The sequence below is a fragment of the Derxia gummosa DSM 723 genome (assembly GCF_000482785.1).
In the GTDB taxonomy this organism is placed as follows: domain Bacteria; phylum Pseudomonadota; class Gammaproteobacteria; order Burkholderiales; family Burkholderiaceae_E; genus Derxia; species Derxia gummosa.
Genome location: NZ_KI519500.1, coordinates 86,088 through 104,060 on the forward strand (window position 1 = coordinate 86,088; position 17,973 = coordinate 104,060).

Here is a 17,973-nt window from a genome sequence, read left to right on the forward strand (position 1 = left end):
GCGGCGCGGCGCGCCGACCCGAAAGCTCCTCCATGTCCCCAGCCCTTCTCGCGCTCGCGATCAGTACCTTCGCCATCGGCACGACCGAGTTCGTCGTCATGGGCCTGCTGCCCGAGGTGGCGCGCGACCTCGCCGTGTCCATTCCCGTCGCGGGCTGGCTCGTCGGCGGCTATGCGCTCGGCGTGGCCTTCGGCGCGCCGCTCATGGCGATCGCCACGCGCAAGCTCGAACGCAAGGCGGCGCTCGTGCTGCTGATGGCCATCTTCATCGCCGGCAACGTGATGTGCGCAACCGCCGGCAACTACTGGCTGCTGATGGCGGCGCGCGTCGTGACCTCGCTGTGCCACGGCGCCTTCTTCGGCATCGGCTCGGTGGTGGCGGCCACGCTCGCGGCGCCGGGGCGGCAGGCATCGGCGGTGTCGCTGGTGTTCGCCGGGCTGACCATCTCCAACATCATCGGCGTGCCGCTCGGCACCGCGCTCGGCCAGCACGAAGGCTGGCGCGCGACCTTCTGGGCCGTGAGCGGCCTGGGCGTGATAGCGCTTGCATCGCTGCTCGCACTGCTGCCGCGCCAGACGCCGCCAGCCGGCGACAGCATCGGCCGCGAACTGCGCGGACTGGCCGACCGCGGCCTGCTGCTCGCGCTCGCCACCACCGTCATGTCGAGCGCGGCGATGTTCACGCTGTTCACCTACATCGCGCCGCTGCTGCTCGACGTGACGAAGCTGTCGCCCGAGGGCGTGACCGGCACGCTGCTCGTGGCGGGCGTGGGCGCGACTGTCGGCAACCTCGTCGGCGGGCGCATGGCCGACGCCGGCATCCGGCGCTCGCTCGCCATCACCTTCATCTCGACGGCGGTGATCGCCGCCGCCTTCGCCCTCACCGCGCGCAGCTTCGTGCTGGCCGAGATCACCGTCTTTCTGTGGTCGGCCGCGAGCTTCACCGCCGGGCCGGCGCTGCAACTGAACGTGGTGAACCACGGCCACCGCGCGCCCAACCTCGTCGCGACGCTCAACATCGGCGCCTTCAACCTCGGCAACGCGATCGGCGCCTGGCTCGGCGGCGTGACGATCGACGCCGGACTCGGCCTGGGCGCCGTGCCGATCGTGTCGGCGCTTGCCGCGCTGGTCGGGCTGGCGGTGTCGCGGCTGGCGACGGCGCCGGCGCTGATGCCGAAGCCCGCGCATGACGCGACGCAGGCCGGCGCCGAGACGCACGCCCATCCGGCATCGACGACCGCCGCGCCGCACGGTCATGCCGCGCCGGCACCGGCCGGCCTGCAAGCCCTTGCAAGCGACTGCGCCGCGCGCCGCTGAATCCCGCCGGCGCCAGCCTCCCGACCCTTTACCCGCGCCCGCCGGGCGCACTCCCCCACCGGCACACCAAGGAGAAGACATGCCCTCGTTGTTCGAACCCATCCGCGTCGGCGATCTCGACCTGCCGAACCGCATCTTCATGGCGCCGCTCACGCGCTGCCGCGCGAGCGAAGGCCGCGTGCCCAACGCCCTCATGGCCGAGTACTACGCCCAGCGCGCCGGCGCCGGCCTGATCCTGTCGGAAGCCGTGGCGGTCACGCCCGACGGCGTCGGCTATCCCGACACCCCGGGCCTGTGGAGCGATGCCCAGGTCGAGGGCTGGAAGCTGGTCACGCAGGCCGTGCACGACAAGGGCGGGCGCATCTTCGCCCAGCTCTGGCATGTGGGCCGCATCAGCGATCCGCACTATCTCGACGGCAAGCTGCCCGTGGCGCCGAGCGCGATCGCGGCCCAGGGCCATGTGAGCCTGCTGCGCCCCGAGCGTCCCTTCGTCACGCCGCGCGCGCTCGAAACCGCCGAGGTGAAAGCGCTTGCAGCCATCTACGGCAAGGCGGCCGAGAACGCGAAGCGCGCCGGCTTCGACGGCGTGGAGATCCACGGCGCCAACGGCTATCTGCTCGACCAGTTCCTGCAAAGCAGCACCAACCTGCGCACCGACGAATACGGCGGCAGCATCGAGAACCGCGCCCGCCTGATGCTCGAAGTGACGGACGCCTGCATCGCCGTGTTCGGCGCCGGCCGTGTGGGCATGCATCTGGCCCCGCGCCGCGACGTGCACACGATGGGCGACGCGACGCCGGCCGAGACCTTCGGCTACGTGGCGCGCGAGCTGGGCAAGCGCGGCATCGCCTTCATCTGCGCGCGCGAAGCCGTGGCCGAGGACAGCCTCGGGCCGCTGCTGAAGAAGGCTTTCGGGGGCATCTACGTGGCGAACGAGAAGCTGACGAAGGCGTCGGCGCAGGCGCTGCTGGACGCGGGCACGGCGGATGCGGTGGCCTTCGGCAAGGACTTCATCGGCACGCCGGACCTGGTGACACGGCTGGAGCGCGGAGCGGAGCTGAATGCGCTCCAGGACATGTCCACGTTCTACTTCGGCGGGGCGACGGGCTACACGGACTATCCGGTGCTCGCTGGCTGACGGACGCCTGCTTCTCAGGCCGCGTTCTTTAATTGCCCGCCGGGGCGCGCGGGGGTGGGGCCGGGGCGCCGACTGGCCGCGCCCGCCTGCGGCGGGTGCCCTCGCCGTGATGCGCGGATCGGGCCCGGTCCGCCAACTCGGGGCTTCGCCCCTCAGACATGCGGACCTGAGCGGCTGCGCCGCTCACCCGATCCACGCATCACGACTCGGCGCGCCAGAAGGCGCCCCGGCCCCACCCCCGCGCACCCCGGCGGGCTCATGCGCTCTGCCTGATCAGGGGCTGCTCGACGGGTGGAGCTCGGGCTTGGCCTGAGCGTGGCTTCCGGTCGGTCAGCGAAACTCGGTCAGCGAAGCGGAAGCGCAGTCCAGCTCAACTGACAGTCGGACGAACGAGCGAGCGTCGTTGAGGCACAGCTTCAAGTCCTTTTCGCCGGCTCCGCGCCCCTGCCCACGGCCTCACCGCGCTCACGAGGCGCCGCGCGCGAGGGAGCCGGGTTGCGGCGCCTTCTGGCAAGCCGGGCGGTGATGCGAGGCCCGGGCGAGCGGCGCAGCCGCTCAGGTCCGCATGTCTGAGGGGCGCAGCCCCGAGTTTGCGGACCGGCCCGGGCCTCGCATCACCGCCCGGGAACCCTGCCGCGACGCGGCGGGGCGCAGCCAGTCGGCGCCGCAACCCGGCCCCCTCGCGCGCGGCGCCGCTGCCTGCAAACACATGCAGCCCAAGCGCAGCGCGCTGCAACCGCCGTCAGTCCGTCAGCAGCCGCACCTTCACCCGCCGCCCCTTCACCGCCCCCGCCGCCAGCTTGCTCAGCACCTTCTCGGCAATCCCACGCTCCACCGCCACATAGGTATTCCAGTCCGTCACGTTGATCTTCCCGATCTGCGCGCCGGCAAAGCCCATGTCCTTCGTGAGCGCGCCCAGCACGTCGCCGGGGCGCATCTTTTCCTTCTTGCCGCCGAGGATCTGCACCGTGACCATCGGCGCGACCAGCGGCTCGGCGCTCGCGGGCTTGAGCGTGTCGGGCGAGGCCCATTCCATCTCGCGGCCGAGTTCGCGCTCGATCGCGGTGGCGCGGTGCATCTCGCGCCGACTCACGAGGCTGAAGGCATGGCCCTCGGCGTCGGCACGGCCGGTGCGGCCGATGCGGTGCACATGCACCTCGGGGTCGGGCGTCACGTCCACGTTGATGACCGCGTCGAGCTTGGCGATGTCGAGCCCGCGCGCGGCCACGTCGGTCGCGACAAGCACCGAGCAGCTGCGGTTGGCGAAGCGGATCAGCACCTGGTCGCGCTCGCGCTGCTCCAGGTCGCCGTGCAGTTCGAGCGCCGAGTAGCCCTCGGCGCGCAGCACGTCGGTCAGGTCGCGGCATTGCTGCTTGGTGTTGCAGAAGGCGATCGTGCCGACCGGGCGCCAGTGGTCGAGCAGGCGGCCGACGGTGTGCAGGCGCTCGTTGTCCTCGATCTCGTAGAACACCTGGCGGATCTTGGCCGGCGCATGCTGGCCCGCGACCGTCACCTGCTCGGGGTTGCGCATGAACTGGCGCGCGAGCTTCTGGATGCCCTCGGGATAGGTGGCCGAGAACAGCAGCGTCAGCCGCTCGGGCGGGCACAGCTTGGCCACGGCGGTGATGTCGTCGACGAAGCCCATGTCGAGCATGCGGTCGGCCTCGTCGAGCACGAGGCAGTTGATGGCGTCGAGGCTCAGCGTGCCGCGATCGAGGTGGTCCATCACGCGGCCCGGCGTGCCGATGATGACGTGGGCGCCGTGTTCGAGGCTCGCGATCTGCGGGCCGATGGTGGTGCCGCCGCACAGGGTCAGCACCTTGATGTTGTCTTCGGCGCGGGCGAGGCGGCGCACTTCCTGCGCGACCTGGTCGGCCAGTTCGCGCGTCGGGCAGAGCACGAGCGCCTGGGGCGCGAACCAGCGCTGGTTGAGCCGTTGCAGCAGCGGGATGCCGAAGGCGGCGGTCTTGCCGCTGCCGGTGCGGGCCTGGGCGATGAGGTCGCGGCCGGCGAGCGCGAGCGGCAGGCTCGCGGCCTGGATCGGCGTCATCGCGTCGTAGCCGAGCGCGGCGAGGTTGGCGAGCACGGCCGCGGGCAGCGGCAGCGTGGCAAAGGAGGTGGTGGCTTCAGTCATCGGCGGATTGTGCGGGAGACGGCGCGGGTACCGGCGGGTGTTGCCCGTGCCGGCCGGCGGCAGGCGCCGCGCGATGGGGCGGACGGGTAACGCGCGCGAGGTGGCGGGATACGTCAGCCGGCGACGCGCACGATCGGCGGCTGGCCGGCGTCGGCCTGCGCCATCAGCCCGCGCAGCTCACGCTCGATGCCGGCCACCATCTCCTCCAGCCCGATCGCGTTGATCGACTCGCCGAAGGGGTCCTCGATCTCCTGCGCCAGCGCTTCCAGCGCGAAGAAGGGATAGGCGACGAAGGTGGTGACCACGGGCGTCAGCAGCCCGACGGTCTGCGCAAGGCCGAAGGGCAGCGCGATGCAATAGAGGTGGACCGTGCGGTGGATGATGACCGCGTAGGTGAAGGGCATCGGCGTGAAGGCAAGCCGCTCGCAGCTGCCGAGCGCGAATTCGAGCTGGCCGATGCGCTCTTCCATCGCGGGCAGCAGCACCGGGTTCACCTCGCCCGCGCGCCGCGCCTCGGCCAGCTCGCGCGAGAGCAGGCCGAGCACGGCCTGGGGCGGCGAACGCACGGCGAGCACCGCGTCGATGTCGGCCGGCGCGAGCCAGGGTGCGAGCGCCATGCGCGCGTCGGTCTCCTGCAGGCGATGGCGCATCGCATGCGCGAAGGCGATCGACAGGCCGATGAGCCGCCGCGCGCGCGCCGGCGAATCGACGAGGCTCAGCGCCTCGCGCCCGAGGCTGCGCGTGTTGATGACCACCAGCCCCCAGAGCTTGCGCGCCTCCCACCAGCGGTCATAGGCCGCGCTGTTGCGAAAGCCCAGGAACACCGCGAGCGACACGCCCAGGAAACCGAAGGGCGCAGGCGTGTAGCCGAGGTTCCACGGCCAGGGCAGCGTCGAGGCGTACATCGCCCAGCAGCCCATCGCGAAGGTGAGGAAGAGCTGGAGCGCGATGCGCGGCAGCACGGAGCCGCGCACGGCGAACAGCATTCGGAACCAGTGCGGATGGGGCTGGCGGGGCATGGCGGAGAGCTGCGCGGGAAAAAGGAGCGCGATGCTAGCCGCGCGCGGCCCTCAAGTCTCGTTCGGCGTGGCGGCCGCGCCCAGCACACGCCGCCGCATCCAGCCCTCGCCGCGAAAGCGCCACCAGTACAGCCCGGCGCGCAGGAACCAGTCGGCATACATGCCGGCCCACACGCCCACCATGCCGAAGCCGAGCCAGACGCCCAGCGTCCAGCCGATCACCACGCGCCCGGCCCACATCGTGCCGACCGCCACCAGCATCGTGTGACGCGCGTCGCCCGCGCCGCGCAGGCCGGCCGGCAGCACGAAGGACAGGGGCCAGATCACGAGGCTGGCGCAACTGCCCCATACGGCCGGCAGCGCCATCGCGCGCACCGCCGGCTCGGCGCGATAGACATCGGCGATGAAGCCCGCGCCCAGCGCCACCGTGACCGCCAGCGGCAGCAGCACCGCGCCGGCCGCGCGCAGCACGGCGGCCAGGGTCGCGCGCGCCGCCGCGCGGTCGCCGCGCCCGAGCGCCTGCCCCACCAGCGTCGACGCCGCCGTGCCGAGCGCGTTGCCCGGGATGAACAGCAGGCTGACGATCGCCGCCGCGATCGCGTTGGCCGCGACCGCCGCCGTGCCCATGCCCGCGACGAAGGTCTGACCGAGCAGCTTGCCGACCGCGAACAGCAGCGATTCGAGCGCGGTCGGCAGGCTGATCGCTACGAGGGCGCGGAACAGATTGCCGTCGGCGGCGCCTGACCCGGCGGCGCCAGCGGCGGATCGCGGGAGGCCGCCGGCACCGGCCCGTCCACTCCGCCACGCCTGCCAGCGCAGGCTGCCCCATCCGCGCCGCCACGCCGGCCAGCGCAGGCTGCCGCGCAGCACCACCAGCACCGCCACCGCGCCGGCGCAGCGCGCGATGAACTGCGCCAGCCCCGCGCCCGTCACGCCCAGCGGCGCGAAGCCCGCCGCGCCCTCGATCCACAGCCAGGCGAGCAGCAGGTTGAGCGCCGACATCAGCAGGTTGACCAGCATCGCGAAGCGGGTCTGGCCGCGCCCGCGCAGCGCGCCCGAGCCAACCAACTCGACCGCCGCCGGCAGGAAGCCGAGCACGATCCAGCGCTGGTAGCGCATCGCCTCGTCCACCACCTCGGCCGAAGTGCCCGGAAACAGCCGCAGGAAGAGCGCATGGCGGCCGATCTCCAGCGCCAGCGCGCAGGCGGCGCCCGCGCCGAGGCCGAGCAGCAGCCCGGCGCGCGCCGCGCCCTCGACCAGGTCGGTCCGCCCCGCGCCGACCGCATGCGCGGTCATGACCGCGGTGCCGACCGCGAGCGAGGTGAGCGTGATCGTGACCGCGAAGGAGATGGTGTCGACAAGGCCGACCGCCGCGATCGACACGCTGCCGAGCCGCGCCGCCATGAGCAGCACGACGAACTGCGTGAGGATGAGCGCGAAGTCCTGGAAGGCGACCGGCCATGCAAGGCCGAAGCTGCGCCGCAGCGCGGGGGACAGACCGGGCAGGCGCCGGCGAGACGGCGTGCCGACGGCGGAATCTGGGCAGGACATGGCGGTGGGAGAGAGTATTTTCCGCATGTTGCCACGCCATCAACATGCGGTCAGAGCATCTTCAGCGCCAGCCGTCACTCCACCGCCTGAAGACGGCGGCAGCGGACCGCACCGGTGCCGCGCGGGCGTCAGGCCCGCCCGTCCTCCTCGGCGAAGTCGTCGTCGCCCTCGATCACCTCCTCTTCCGGCGCGAGGAAGAACAGGTTGAAGCCGTAGCGCAGCCAGCCTTCCTCGGCGGCGAGCCAGTCGAGCGGCAGCGTGGCGAGGTCGTCGGCCACGGGATCGACCGCCGGATCGCGTTCGAGCGAGACGATCTTGGTGGCGGCATGGCAGTTGTCGCAGCACTCCAGCTCGACAGCCGGGCGCCTGTGCTTCGGCGCGCCGCTGGCTTCGTCGGCGCCGGCCGGCGTGGCGACGGCGCCCGCGACGCTGGCGGCCGTGGCGTCGGCAACGCTTGCATCGCCGTCGGCCACCAGCGCCTGATAGCTGATGCCCTCGTGTCCGCCGCAGGCGAGGCAGCGGATGCGCGACACATGCCATTCGCTCGCGCACACGCCGCACACGGCATGGCGCTCGGCCTGGCCCGATTCGCCGCGCCTGAGCACGGACGCGACCGGCGCGCCGCCGCAGACCGGACAGGCCAGCACTTCATGGTCGGGCAGTTCAGCCGTGGCGGCGTTGACGAGCGCCGAGCGCACCGCGCCCACCTGCAAGGCCGCGCCCAGCACCGGCAGCGCCGCGAAGGCCGCGCCGGCCTCGGGCAGGCGGCCGCCCGCGAGGTTGACGCCGAGCAGGCCGAGGCTGGTGTCGTCGCGCGCCTGGAGATCGGCCACCGCCGCCGCGATGCCGGGCGTGAAGCGCGGACGCAGGCCGGCGACGATCGCGTCGAGGTTCACGCGCAGGCCGCCGAGGGCGCAATGGCCATCGTCGCTGTCGAGCAGGCGCTGCTGCTCGTCGCAGAGCGCGGCGCAGAACAGCAGGAAGTCGGCGAGCGCATGGCCGTCGGCGAGCTGGCGCAGGCGCGCGGCGCGGCGCGCGAACACAGTGCGCGACGGCGCGCGCACGCGCGCGGCGGGGTCGGGGCGCCAGTCGGAGGCGCCGGGCGGATCGAACACCGGCGGCGTGATCGCGTCGGGCGCGGCGGCGCTGCCGTCGGCGGCGGGCGTGCCGCCCATGCCGAGCGCGTCGCGGATGATGCTGATGGGCTTGAAGCTCATGGGAAACCTTCAGGAGAAACAGGAGCGCGCCGGGGCCGGACGCGGTCGGCACGCGCCGGGGCCGGCGCGAGGCGCGTTCGGGTCATCCCCGCGCGGGACGATCGGCCGCGCGCGGCGGGCACGCGTCGCGCCGCGTGCCGATGGATCGGCCGGCGCGGCCGTGCGGACGCGGATGGACGCTCAGTCTGCCAGCAGCCGCGCCGGATGGCTCGCAACCACGAGCCGCCCCGGCCGCGCGAAACCGCAGAGCGTGACGCCGAGCCGCTCGGCCAGCGCGGCGGCGCGCGCCGTCGGCGCCGACATCGCCACGAGGCAGCCGATGCCGGCGGCGGCCGTCTTCTGGACCATCTCGTAGCTCGCGCGGCTCGACACCAGCACGAAGCCGTCCGCCGGGTCGGGATCGGCGCGGCGCGCGCAATGGCCGACGAGCTTGTCGAGCGCGTTGTGCCGGCCGACGTCCTCGCGCACGGCGACGAGGCTGCCGTCGGCCAGCGCGCGCGCGGCGGCATGCACGGCGCCCGTCGCCGCGAACAGCGGCTGCCGCGCGGGCAGCGCCGCGAGCGCCGCCTCGATCGCCGAGCGCCGCAGCGGCACGCCGCGCGGCACCGGCGCGAGGTTGAGGTCCAGCGCGTCGAGGCTGTCCACGCCGCACAGGCCGCAGCCGGTCTTGCCGGCGAGGCTGCGGCGGCGCTCCTTCAGCGCCATGAAGCGCGCCGGGGCCAGCTCGATTTCCAGCGCAATGCCGTCGCAGCCTTCCACCGCCTCGATGCCGCGAATGTCGCGCGGCGTCGCGGCGATGCCTTCCACCAGGCTGAAGCCGAGCGCGAAGTCGTCGAGGTCGGCCGGCGTCGCGAGCATCACCGCATGCGAGATGCCGTTGAACACCAGCGCCACCGGCACTTCCTCGGCGAGCCGGTCGGTGGTCTCGACCGCGCCGTCGCGGCCATGGCGGGTGACGGCGCGGACGCGGAAGCCGGCACCCGCAAGCGCTTGCAGATCGGCGTCGGCGCGCGCCGGCATACGCGCCGCGACGCCATCGCCCAGGCCCGGCGCCGCGCCCGCAGCCGGCGCGCGCGGCAGGCCCGCGAGGCTGTCGATCCCGTCCATCGCCGCCGCCTCGCTCAATGGCCCTGCTGCCTGCCTTGCGTCACCTCGCGATACCAGCGCGGGTGATGCTTCTTCGCCCAGGCATGGGTGACGACGCCTTCCACCATCGCGCGGATCGTGCCCTTGACCCACAAGGCCGCGTACACGTGCACGATGATCCCGGCGATCAGCGCCAGCGCGCTCATCGAATGCACGAGCAGCGCCGCGCGGATGACCGGGATCGGGAAGTGGATCGAGAAGTACTCGCGCCAGATCACGATGCCCGTCAGCATCAGCAGGCCCATGCACAGGCTCATGTGCCAGAACATGCCCTTCTGGCCGCCGTTGTACTTGCCCGTGTCGCCCACCTCGTGGCCCTTCAGCACCGTGCCGACCGACTTCATCCATTCCACGTCCTGCGCGGTGATGAAGTTGTGGTGCCAGTAGCGGAAGAACTGCCGCACGAAGCCCGCGAACATCACCACGCCCACGAACGGGTGGACGATGCGCGCGAGCTGAGGCGTGCCGAACACGCCCGTCAGCCAGAAGAAGGCCGGGTAGAAGAAGGCCAGCCCCGAGATCGCCAGCAGCACGAAGCAGATCGCGACGATCCAGTGGTTGATGCGCTCCGGCGCGCTGTAGCGCTGGATCAGCTTTTCCTTGCTCATGCCTTGTCTCCCGTCGTGTTCTGCTGGCCGCTCACGCGCACCACGACCTTGCTCAGGTCGGGCTGCGGATCGATGGAGTCCTCCTCCTCATCCGCCCGGTTCGGGCCGACGGTGATGTAGTGGAAGAAGCCGAACAGCCCCGCCGCCGCGATGCCCACCGAGGCCAGCGGCTTGAGCAGCCCCTTCCAGAAGCTCACGGTGGTGCTGATCTGCGGGTTCTTCGGCAGGTTGCTGTACAGCTCGGGCTTGTCGGCGTGATGCAGCACGTACATCACATGGGTGCCGCCGACGCCGGCCGGGTCGTAGAGGCCGGCCTGCTCGTAGCCGCGCGTCTTCAGGTCGGTGATGCGCTCGGCGGCGACTTCCTTCATGTCCTCCTTCGAGCCGAACTGGATCGCGCCGGTCGGGCAGGTCTTCACGCAGGCCGGCTCCAGCCCGACGCTCACGCGGTCCGAGCACAGCGAGCACTTGTAGGCCTTGTTGTCCTTCTGATTGATGCGCGGCACGTTGAACGGGCAGCCCGAGATGCAGTAGCCGCAGCCGATGCAGTTCTCTTCGTGAAAGTCCACGATGCCGTTCGCGTACTGGATGATCGCGCCCGGCGACGGGCAGGCCTTGAGGCAGCCGGGGTCGGCGCAATGCATGCAGCCGTCCTTGCGGATCAGCCATTCGAGCTTGCCGGCCTCGTCCTCATGCTCGTTGAAGCGCATGACCGTCCAGGCCTTGGCGCTCAGGTCGGTGGGGTTGTCGTACACGCCGATGTTCGTGCCGACCTCCTCGCGGATGTCGTTCCACTCCGAGCAGGCGACCTGGCAGGCCTTGCAGCCGATGCAGGTCGTCACGTCGATGAGCTTGGCCACCTCGGTGGTCTGGCGCACTTGCGGGGTCGCGGTCGGCGTGGCCGAGCGCTTCAGGATGTCGAGTGATTGCAATGCCATGTCGCTGCCTCAGACCTTGGCGATGTTGACGAGGAAGGCCTTGTATTCGGGCGTCTGCGTGTTGCAGTCGCCGACGAAGGGCGCGAGCGTGTTGGCGATGAAGCCCTTGCGCGTCTGGCCCTCGAAGCCCCAGTGCAGCGGGATGCCGATCTGGTGCACGGTCCTGCCGTCCACCGTGAGCGGCTTGATCCGCTTGGTGACGACGGCCTTCGCCTTGATGAAGCCGCGTTTGGAATCCAGCTTTACCGTGTCGCCCTGGACGATGCCCTTCTCCTTCGCGAGCGCCTCGCCGATCTCGACGAACTGCTCGGGCTGGGCGATGGCGTTGAGCTTCGAGTTCTTGGTCCAGAACAGGAAGTGCTCGGTCAGGCGGTAGGTGGTGCCGACATACGGGTAGTCGGCGCTGGTGCCGAGCCGTTCGCGGTCGCCCTTGAAGATGCGCACCGCCGGGCTGCTCACCACCTTGGGGTGGAGCGGGTTGGTGCCGATCGGGCTTTCCATCGGCTCGTAATGCTCGGGGAAGGGGCCGTCGCTGCAACGGTCCACGGCAAACAGCCGGCCCACGCCCTCGTGATTCATGATGAAGGGGCTCATGCCGCTGTTGGGCGGGCTGTCGATCTTGTAGTCGGGCACGTCGGCGCCGACCCATTTCTCGCCGTTCCAGCTGATGAGCTTGCGCTTCGGGTCCCAGGGCTTGCCGGCCGGATCGGCCGAGGCGCGGTTGTAGAGGATGCGGCGGTTGGCCGGCCAGGCCCAGGCCCAGCCCGGCGTGTTGCCGTGGCCGGTGTCGGTGTTGTCGCGGCGGGCCATCTGGTTGCCGGCCTGAGTCCAGCTGCCGGCAAAGATCCAGCAGGCGCTCATCGTGCTGCCGTCGTCCTGCAGCACCGCGAAGCCCGGAATCTGCTCGCCCTTCTTCACGAGCGTCTTGCCCGGCTCCTTGGGGTCGGGAATGTCGGCGAGCGCGCGGCCGTTGAGTTCCTTGGCCAGTTCCTCGGGCAGCGGGTTCTTCGGGTCGCGGTAGGGCCAGGCGAGGTTGAGGATGGGCTCGGGCGCGGTGCCGCCGTCGGCCTTGTACAGCTCGCGCAGGCGCACGAACAGCTCGGCGATGATCTCGGTGTCGGCCTTGGCTTCGCCCGGCGCGTCGGCGCCCTTCCAGTGCCATTGCAGCCAGCGGCTGGAGTTGACGATGGCGCCGTCCTCTTCGGCAAAGCAGGTGCTCGGCAGGCGGAACACGGTGGTCCGGATGTCGGCCGGGTTCACGTCGTTGCTCTCGCCGTGGTTCTGCCAGAACGACGCGGTCTCGGTGGCGAGCGGGTCGATCGTCACCATCCACTTGAGCTTGGCGAGCGCGCCCGACATCTTGTTCTTGTCGGGGAAGGCGGCGAGCGGGTTGAAGCCCTGGCAGACGAGGCCGTTCATCCTGCCCTGATGCATCAGCTCGGCGCTTTGCAGGACGTCGTACATCCTGTCCCACTTGGGCAGCCAGTCGTAGCCCCAGTCGTTGTCCTTGGTGGCCTTGTCGCCCCAGAACCATTTCATGAGGCTCACGAAGAACTTCGGCGTGTTGCCCCAGTAGTTGAGCTGGTCGGGCCGCGCGGCCTTGGGCGTGGTCTTGTCGAGATAGGTCTTGAGATCGACATGCGCCTCGCTCGGCAGCGTGAGATAGCCGGGCAGCGAGGTGCTGAGCAGGCCGAGGTCCGACAGGCCCTGGATATTGGAATGGCCGCGCAGCGCATTCACGCCGCCGCCGGGCATGCCGATGTTGCCGAGCAGCAGCTGGATCATCGCCATGGTGCGGATGTTCTGCGTGCCGACGGTGTGCTGGGTCCAGCCGAGCGCGTAGAGGATGGTGCCGACCTTCTCGGGCACGGCCAGCTCGCCGAGCCAGCCCGCGAGCTTGAGGAAGTCGGCCTTCGGCGTGCCGCAGATCTGCTCGACCATCTCGGGCGTGTAGCGCGCGTAATGGGCCTTCATGAGCTGCCAGACGCAGCGCGGGTGTTGCAGCGTCTCGTCCACCTTCGCGTTGCCGCTCGCGTCGAACTCGTAGTTCCAGCTGCTGCGGTCGTACTTGCCCTTGGCCTCGTCATAGCCCGAGAACAGGCCCTCGTCGAAGTGGAAGCCCTCGGCGACGATGAAGCTCGCGTTGGTGTAGGCCTTGACGTATTCCCAATGAATCTTTTCGTTGGCGATGAGCCAGTTGACGACGCCGCCGAGGAAGGCGATGTCGGTGCCGACGCGGATCGGCATGTAGTAGTCGGCCACCGCCGCCGTGCGGTTGAAGCGCGGGTCCACCACCACCAGCTTGGCGCCGCGCGTCTTCTTGGCCTCGATCGCCCACTTGAAGCCGACCGGATGCGCCTCGGCCGCGTTGCCGCCCATCACGAGGATGAAGTCGGCGTTCTTGATGTCGACCCAGGTGTTGGTCATGCCGCCGCGGCCGAAGGTCGTCGCAAGCGCTTGCACGGTCGGGCCATGGCACACGCGCGCCTGGGCGTCGAAGGCGACGAGGCCCATCGAGCGCGCGAACTTCTGCGTCAGGATGCCGGCCTCGTTGCTCGACGCCGACGCGGCCAGGAAGGTGGTCGTGTTCCAGCGGTTGACCGGCACGCCCTTGTCGTTGGCCTTGATGAAGTTGGCGTCGCGGTCTTCCTTCATCAGCCTGGCGATGCGGTCGATCGCCTCGTGCCAGCCGATGCGCTTCCATTCGTTGCTGCCGGCCTCGCGCACCTCGGGGTACTTGAGGCGGTTGGGGCTGTGCACGAAGTCGAGCAGGCCCGCACCCTTCGGGCAGAGCGAGCCGCGCGAGACCGGATGGTCGGGGTCGCCCTCGATGTGGAAGATCTCGGCCCTGGCGTTCTTCGCCTTGTCGCCGAGGCTGTACATGATGATTCCGCAACCGACCGAGCAGTACGGACAGTTGTTGCGCGTCTCGCTCGCCCGCGCGAGCTTGAACTGGCGGACTTCGGCGAGCGCGGTGGCGGGCGAGAATCCCATCGCCACGAGGCTCGTCGCCGCCACCTGTGCCGCGCCGATCTTGAAGAACTGGCGTCGCGTTACCTGCATGAGCTGCATCCCCCCTGATGTTCTGCGCGCATCTGCCGACCGGCGCGCGCCTTGCGTGGGGAAGCCCGATAGCGAAAGCCGGACCACAGGCGCTTCGGCTTTGCGCTCAACGAGTTAGCGACAATCGCGAATAACGCCCGCTGGCCTCGCGGACAGAATGTCCGAGCCAGCACGACCCGCACTGAGACTTTTTGTCCAAGCCGCATGAGCAGTCTTCCGCCCCCGCCCGCCGCCGCCGACAACCGCTGGCCGGGCTTTTCCGTGCTCGTCGTCGATGACGAGCCGGGCGTCCTCAACTTCACCCGCCGCGCGCTCGAAAGCCGCTGCGACGAGGTGCTGACCGCCGGCAGCGTCGAGGAGGCGATCCCGCTCGTCGCGCGCCGCCGCTTCGACCTGATCGTGCTCGACATCTCCCTGCCCGGGCAGGACGGCGTGAGCTGGTTGCAAGCGCTGCGCCAGCAGGGCTGCACCAGTGAGGTGGTGCTCATGACCGCCTATGCCGATGTGGAAACCGCCGTCGAGGCGCTGCGCGCGGGCGCGGCCGACTTTCTCGTCAAGCCCTTCTCGCTCGCGCAGCTGTTCAACTCGGTACGGCGCAGTTTCGAGCGCTCGCGGCTCATCGCCGAGAACTTCGTGCTGCGGCGCGAAGTGCAGGCGCGCGCGCCGCACGAGACGGTCGGGCCGGTCGGGCTGGTGGGGCATTCGGCGCTGATGGCCGAGGTGCGCAAGCTCGTCGCGCGCTTCGCGCCGATGCCGAGCACGGTGCTGATCCAGGGCGAATCGGGCACCGGCAAGGAGGTGGTGGCGCGCGCGCTGCACAAGCAGAGCTCGCGCGCGGCGGCGCCCTTCGTGCCCGTGAATTGCGCGGCGATCGCGCCCGAACTCATCGAGAGCGAGCTGTTCGGCCATGTGCGCGGCGCCTATACCGGCGCGGTCGGCGCGCGCGAAGGGCTGTTCTATTACGCGCGCGGCGGCACGCTCTTCCTCGACGAGGTGGCCGAGCTGCCGCTGCCGATCCAGGCCAAGCTGCTGCGCGTGCTGGAGGAGCGCCGGCTGCGGCCGGTGGGCTCGGAGCAGGAGGTGAACGTGGACGTGCGCGTGATCGCCGCCACCAACCGGCCGCTCGCGCAGGCGGTGGCCGACGGGCGCTTTCGCGCCGACCTCTACTACCGGCTCCAGGTACTGGAGATCGCGCTGCCGCCGCTGCGCTCGCGGCGCGGCGACATCCCCGACCTCGTGCGCCACTTCATGCTGCAACTCGCGCCGATGCTCGGCCTGCCGCCGGTCGAGGTGGACGCGGCGACGATGAAGCGGCTCGGCGCCTACGACTGGCCGGGCAATGTGCGCGAGCTGAAGAACCTGGTCGAACGCTCGCTCATCCTCGGCCAGGTGCCGCTCGCGGCGGATGACGATGACGACGATGCCGACGGCGGTGGTCGCGCGGCAACGGCGGCGGCCGACGCGGGCGCGGCCGGCGGCACCGGCCCGGCGGCTGGCGGTGGCCTGTGCGGCGCCGCCGACGCTGGCGCCTCGACCGATGCCGGCACGCCGGCCGCCGGCCCGTCATCGGCCGATGCCGCCGATCCCGCGCCCGACCTGCTCTCCGCGATCGAGGAGCGCCACATCCGCGCCGTGCTCGCGGCGGCCGGCGGCAACAAGTCGGAAGCCGCGCGGCGCCTGGGCATCTCGCGCAAGACGCTCGAACGCAAGTGCTTCGCATGGGGGCTGTGAATCCGCGCCGGCGCGGCGGCATCGTCGGCCGCGCCATCGCGCTGACCGACGCCGGCATCGATTTAGCGCGCCGCCTGTTGCCCGCGCCGCTCGACCGGCGCATCGCGCAATCGCTGCGCGCGCGCTTCGTCGCGCTCGCGCTGCTGCCGCTGTTCGCGGGCTTCCCGATCCTGGTCGCGCTGCTGCTCGGCTGGGGTGGCGAGGCCTACACGCGGCTCACGAACCAGAAGGTCCGCAGTGATCTGGCGGTGGCCGACGGATTCTTCACGCGGGTGCGCGACGAGGCGCGGCGCGATGTCGAGGCGCTGGCCGGTTCGCAGGCGCTGGCCGATGTGCGCCACGATCCGCAAGCGCTTGCAATCCTGCTGCGCGAGCGCGCGGCGGCGGCCGGGCTCGACTATCTCGTGCTGGTCGATCGCAACCGCCATGTGCGCGCCGGTTCCGAACCGGCGCTCGGCCCCGAACCGCCGCCGCGCTACGACGACGGCCCGGTACTGCGCCGCGCGCTCGACGGCCAGGCGGCGGTGGCGGTGGAAGTGCTGAGCGCCGAATCGCTCGCGCAGATCGCGCCCGAGTTCGCGCTGCGCTCGCGCACGCTGCTGCGGCCCTCGCCCGATGCCGGCACCGTCATGCGCGTGGCCGACGACGAGGGGCTGCTGCTGCACGCGGCCGCGCCGCTGCCGGGCCGGCAGGCAGTGCTCGTGGGCGGCTTGCTGCTCAACCGCAACTACGCGCTGGTCGATCGCATCGAGCACATGGTTTATCCGGCCGGTTCGCTGCCCGACGGCAGCCGGGGCAGCGCCACGCTTTTTCACGGCGATGTGCGCATTGCCACCACGCTCACCACGAGCGAGGGCGAGCGCGCGACCGGCACGCGCGTGTCGGCGGCGGTGCGCGAGCGCGTGCTCGATCGCGGCGAGGTCTGGCTCGGGCGCGCCTTCGTGGTCGATGCCTGGGCGGTGTCGGGCTACGAGCCGCTGCTCGACGGCGATGGCCGGCGCGTGGGCATGCTCTACGTCGGGTTTCTGGAGGCGCCGTTCGTGCGCATGAAATGGATCGCGCTCGCGGTGCTGGTCGCGCTCTTCTTCGCGACGATGGCGGCGGCGGCGCTCGTGAGCTGGCGCTTCACGCGCGGCGTGGTCGAGCCGATCGAACGCATGCGCGCGACGATGGACCGCGTGGCGCTCGGCGCGCTCGACGCGCGCGTCGGCAGCCTCGGCCAGAGCGACGAACTGGCCGGCCTCGCGCGCCATTTCGACACCCTGCTGGACCGCCTCGAAGCCCAGAACGCCGCGCTGCGCGAATGGGCCGACGCGCTCGATGCCAAGGTGGCCGAACGCACGCGCGACCTCGCCGCCGCCAACGCCCGGCTGCTCGAAACCCAGCGTCAGCTGGCCCAGGCCGACAAGCTCGCGACGATCGGCCAGCTCGCGGCCGGCGTGGCGCACGAGGTGAACAATCCGATGGCGGTCATCCAGGGCAATCTCGATCTCATGGTCGAGCTGCTGGGCGAGGCGGCCCAGCCGGTGGATACCGAGGTGAAGCTCATCCGCGAGCAGGTGCGGCGCATCCGCCAGATCGTCGCGCGGCTGTTGCAGTATGCGAAGCCCGGTCAGTACGCGGGCGCGCTGGCGCCGGTCGATCTCGCGCGCGAGGTGCAGGAAGCGCTGATGCTCGCGAGCCACCAGATCGGCGGCAGCCGCGTGACGGTCGAGCAGGCGCTGGGCGCCACCGCGCGCCCGCTGGCCGATCGGCGCGAGCTGCTTCAGGTACTGGTGAATCTCGTCATCAACGCCTTGCAGGCGATGCCCGACGGCGGCCGGCTCATGATCGCGAGCCGCGACGAGGCATCGATGGGCGCGGCCGGCGTGCGCGTCGCGGTGACCGACTCCGGCGCCGGCATCGCGCTCGACGACCGTGACCGGCTGTTCACGCCCTTCTTCACGCGCAAGAGCGGCGGCAACGGGCTCGGGCTGTGGATGTGCCGCAATCTGGTCGAACGCATGGGCGGCACGATGGGAGCCGACAGCGCCCCTGGCGGCGGCGCCGAACTGTGGCTGTGGCTGCCGGCCGAACGCGGGGCCGGCGCGAAATGACAGCGGGCGCCAGCTC

The 17,973-nt window shown here is 71.1% G+C and carries 12 protein-coding genes; 4 read left to right on the forward strand and 8 right to left on the reverse strand.

Going from position 1 to position 17,973, the window contains the following annotated elements; translation table 11 throughout:
* Positions 1-32: 32 nt before the first annotated feature.
* Both H566_RS26935 and H566_RS0121500 read left to right on the forward strand, forming a co-directional pair.
* Positions 33-1,316: an MFS transporter gene (locus tag H566_RS26935; protein ID WP_084545387.1), complete on the forward strand. Its 1,284-nt coding sequence runs from the start codon at positions 33-35 to the stop codon at positions 1,314-1,316.
* 79 nt (positions 1,317-1,395) lie between these two features.
* On the forward strand, positions 1,396-2,454 hold the full coding sequence (locus H566_RS0121500; RefSeq protein ID WP_028313059.1) for an alkene reductase: 1,059 nt from the start codon (positions 1,396-1,398) through the stop codon (positions 2,452-2,454).
* Between the two features lie 742 nt (positions 2,455-3,196).
* Here H566_RS0121500 and dbpA read toward each other — a convergent pair.
* The 8 genes from dbpA to fdnG form a co-directional block, all read right to left on the reverse strand.
* Positions 3,197-4,588 (reverse strand): ATP-dependent RNA helicase DbpA, encoded by a 1,392-nt coding sequence (gene dbpA, locus H566_RS0121505; RefSeq protein WP_028313060.1) that lies wholly within the window; start codon positions 4,586-4,588, stop codon positions 3,197-3,199.
* Positions 4,589-4,701: 113 nt separating this feature from the next.
* Positions 4,702-5,607, reverse strand: a complete 906-nt coding sequence (locus tag H566_RS0121510; RefSeq protein ID WP_028313061.1) for a bestrophin family protein — start codon at positions 5,605-5,607, stop codon at positions 4,702-4,704.
* Positions 5,608-5,658: 51 nt separating this feature from the next.
* The gene (locus tag H566_RS0121515) at positions 5,659-7,158 is read right to left on the reverse strand and encodes an MATE family efflux transporter (protein WP_028313062.1); all 1,500 of its coding nucleotides are present in this window, start codon (positions 7,156-7,158) and stop codon (positions 5,659-5,661) included.
* 128 nt (positions 7,159-7,286) lie between these two features.
* Complete coding sequence (locus H566_RS0121520) at positions 7,287-8,375, reverse strand: formate dehydrogenase accessory protein FdhE (protein ID WP_028313063.1); 1,089 nt, start codon at positions 8,373-8,375, stop codon at positions 7,287-7,289.
* A 180-nt stretch (positions 8,376-8,555) separates the two neighbouring features.
* A complete protein-coding gene (gene fdhD / locus H566_RS26940; RefSeq protein WP_245591435.1) occupies positions 8,556-9,482 on the reverse strand; it encodes a formate dehydrogenase accessory sulfurtransferase FdhD in 927 nt (308 codons plus the stop codon).
* Positions 9,483-9,496: 14 nt separating this feature from the next.
* Positions 9,497-10,129 carry a formate dehydrogenase subunit gamma gene (locus H566_RS0121530; protein ID WP_028313064.1) on the reverse strand — a complete coding sequence of 211 codons (633 nt, stop codon included), beginning with the start codon at positions 10,127-10,129 and terminating at the stop codon, positions 9,497-9,499.
* On the reverse strand, positions 10,126-11,067 hold the full coding sequence (gene fdxH, locus H566_RS26945; protein ID WP_051379130.1) for a formate dehydrogenase subunit beta: 942 nt from the start codon (positions 11,065-11,067) through the stop codon (positions 10,126-10,128). Before fdxH ends, H566_RS0121530 begins: the two co-directional genes overlap by 4 nt.
* Positions 11,068-11,076: 9 nt before the next feature.
* Positions 11,077-14,130 (reverse strand): formate dehydrogenase-N subunit alpha, encoded by a 3,054-nt coding sequence (fdnG, locus tag H566_RS0121540; protein WP_084545398.1) that lies wholly within the window; start codon positions 14,128-14,130, stop codon positions 11,077-11,079.
* 204 nt (positions 14,131-14,334) lie between these two features.
* On the opposite strand from fdnG, the gene H566_RS0121545 reads away from it, so the two are divergent.
* Positions 14,335-15,861, forward strand: coding sequence for a sigma-54-dependent transcriptional regulator (locus H566_RS0121545; protein ID WP_028313066.1), 1,527 nt, complete (start codon positions 14,335-14,337; stop codon positions 15,859-15,861).
* The gene (locus tag H566_RS0121550) at positions 15,849-17,957 is read left to right on the forward strand and encodes a sensor histidine kinase (RefSeq protein WP_084545389.1); all 2,109 of its coding nucleotides are present in this window, start codon (positions 15,849-15,851) and stop codon (positions 17,955-17,957) included. The genes H566_RS0121545 and H566_RS0121550 overlap by 13 nt, the downstream gene beginning before the upstream one ends.
* The last annotated feature ends 16 nt before the right edge of the window (positions 17,958-17,973 follow it).

What these genes read in the sequence shown, in the direction of transcription:
- H566_RS26935 (WP_084545387.1), top strand. Translation starts at nt 33, where the DNA reads ATGTCCCCAGCCCTTCTCGCGCTCGCGATCAGTACCTTCGCCATCGGC.
- H566_RS0121500 (WP_028313059.1), top strand. Translation starts at nt 1,396, where the DNA reads ATGCCCTCGTTGTTCGAACCCATCCGCGTCGGCGATCTCGACCTGCCG.
- dbpA (WP_028313060.1), bottom strand. Translation starts at nt 4,588, where the DNA reads ATGACTGAAGCCACCACCTCCTTTGCCACGCTGCCGCTGCCCGCGGCC.
- H566_RS0121510 (WP_028313061.1), bottom strand. Translation starts at nt 5,607, where the DNA reads ATGCCCCGCCAGCCCCATCCGCACTGGTTCCGAATGCTGTTCGCCGTG.
- H566_RS0121515 (WP_028313062.1), bottom strand. Translation starts at nt 7,158, where the DNA reads ATGTCCTGCCCAGATTCCGCCGTCGGCACGCCGTCTCGCCGGCGCCTG.
- H566_RS0121520 (WP_028313063.1), bottom strand. Translation starts at nt 8,375, where the DNA reads ATGAGCTTCAAGCCCATCAGCATCATCCGCGACGCGCTCGGCATGGGC.
- fdhD (WP_245591435.1), bottom strand. Translation starts at nt 9,482, where the DNA reads ATGGACGGGATCGACAGCCTCGCGGGCCTGCCGCGCGCGCCGGCTGCG.
- H566_RS0121530 (WP_028313064.1), bottom strand. Translation starts at nt 10,129, where the DNA reads ATGAGCAAGGAAAAGCTGATCCAGCGCTACAGCGCGCCGGAGCGCATC.
- fdxH (WP_051379130.1), bottom strand. Translation starts at nt 11,067, where the DNA reads ATGGCATTGCAATCACTCGACATCCTGAAGCGCTCGGCCACGCCGACC.
- fdnG (WP_084545398.1), bottom strand. Translation starts at nt 14,130, where the DNA reads ATGCAGGTAACGCGACGCCAGTTCTTCAAGATCGGCGCGGCACAGGTG.
- H566_RS0121545 (WP_028313066.1), top strand. Translation starts at nt 14,335, where the DNA reads ATGAGCAGTCTTCCGCCCCCGCCCGCCGCCGCCGACAACCGCTGGCCG.
- H566_RS0121550 (WP_084545389.1), top strand. Translation starts at nt 15,849, where the DNA reads ATGGGGGCTGTGAATCCGCGCCGGCGCGGCGGCATCGTCGGCCGCGCC.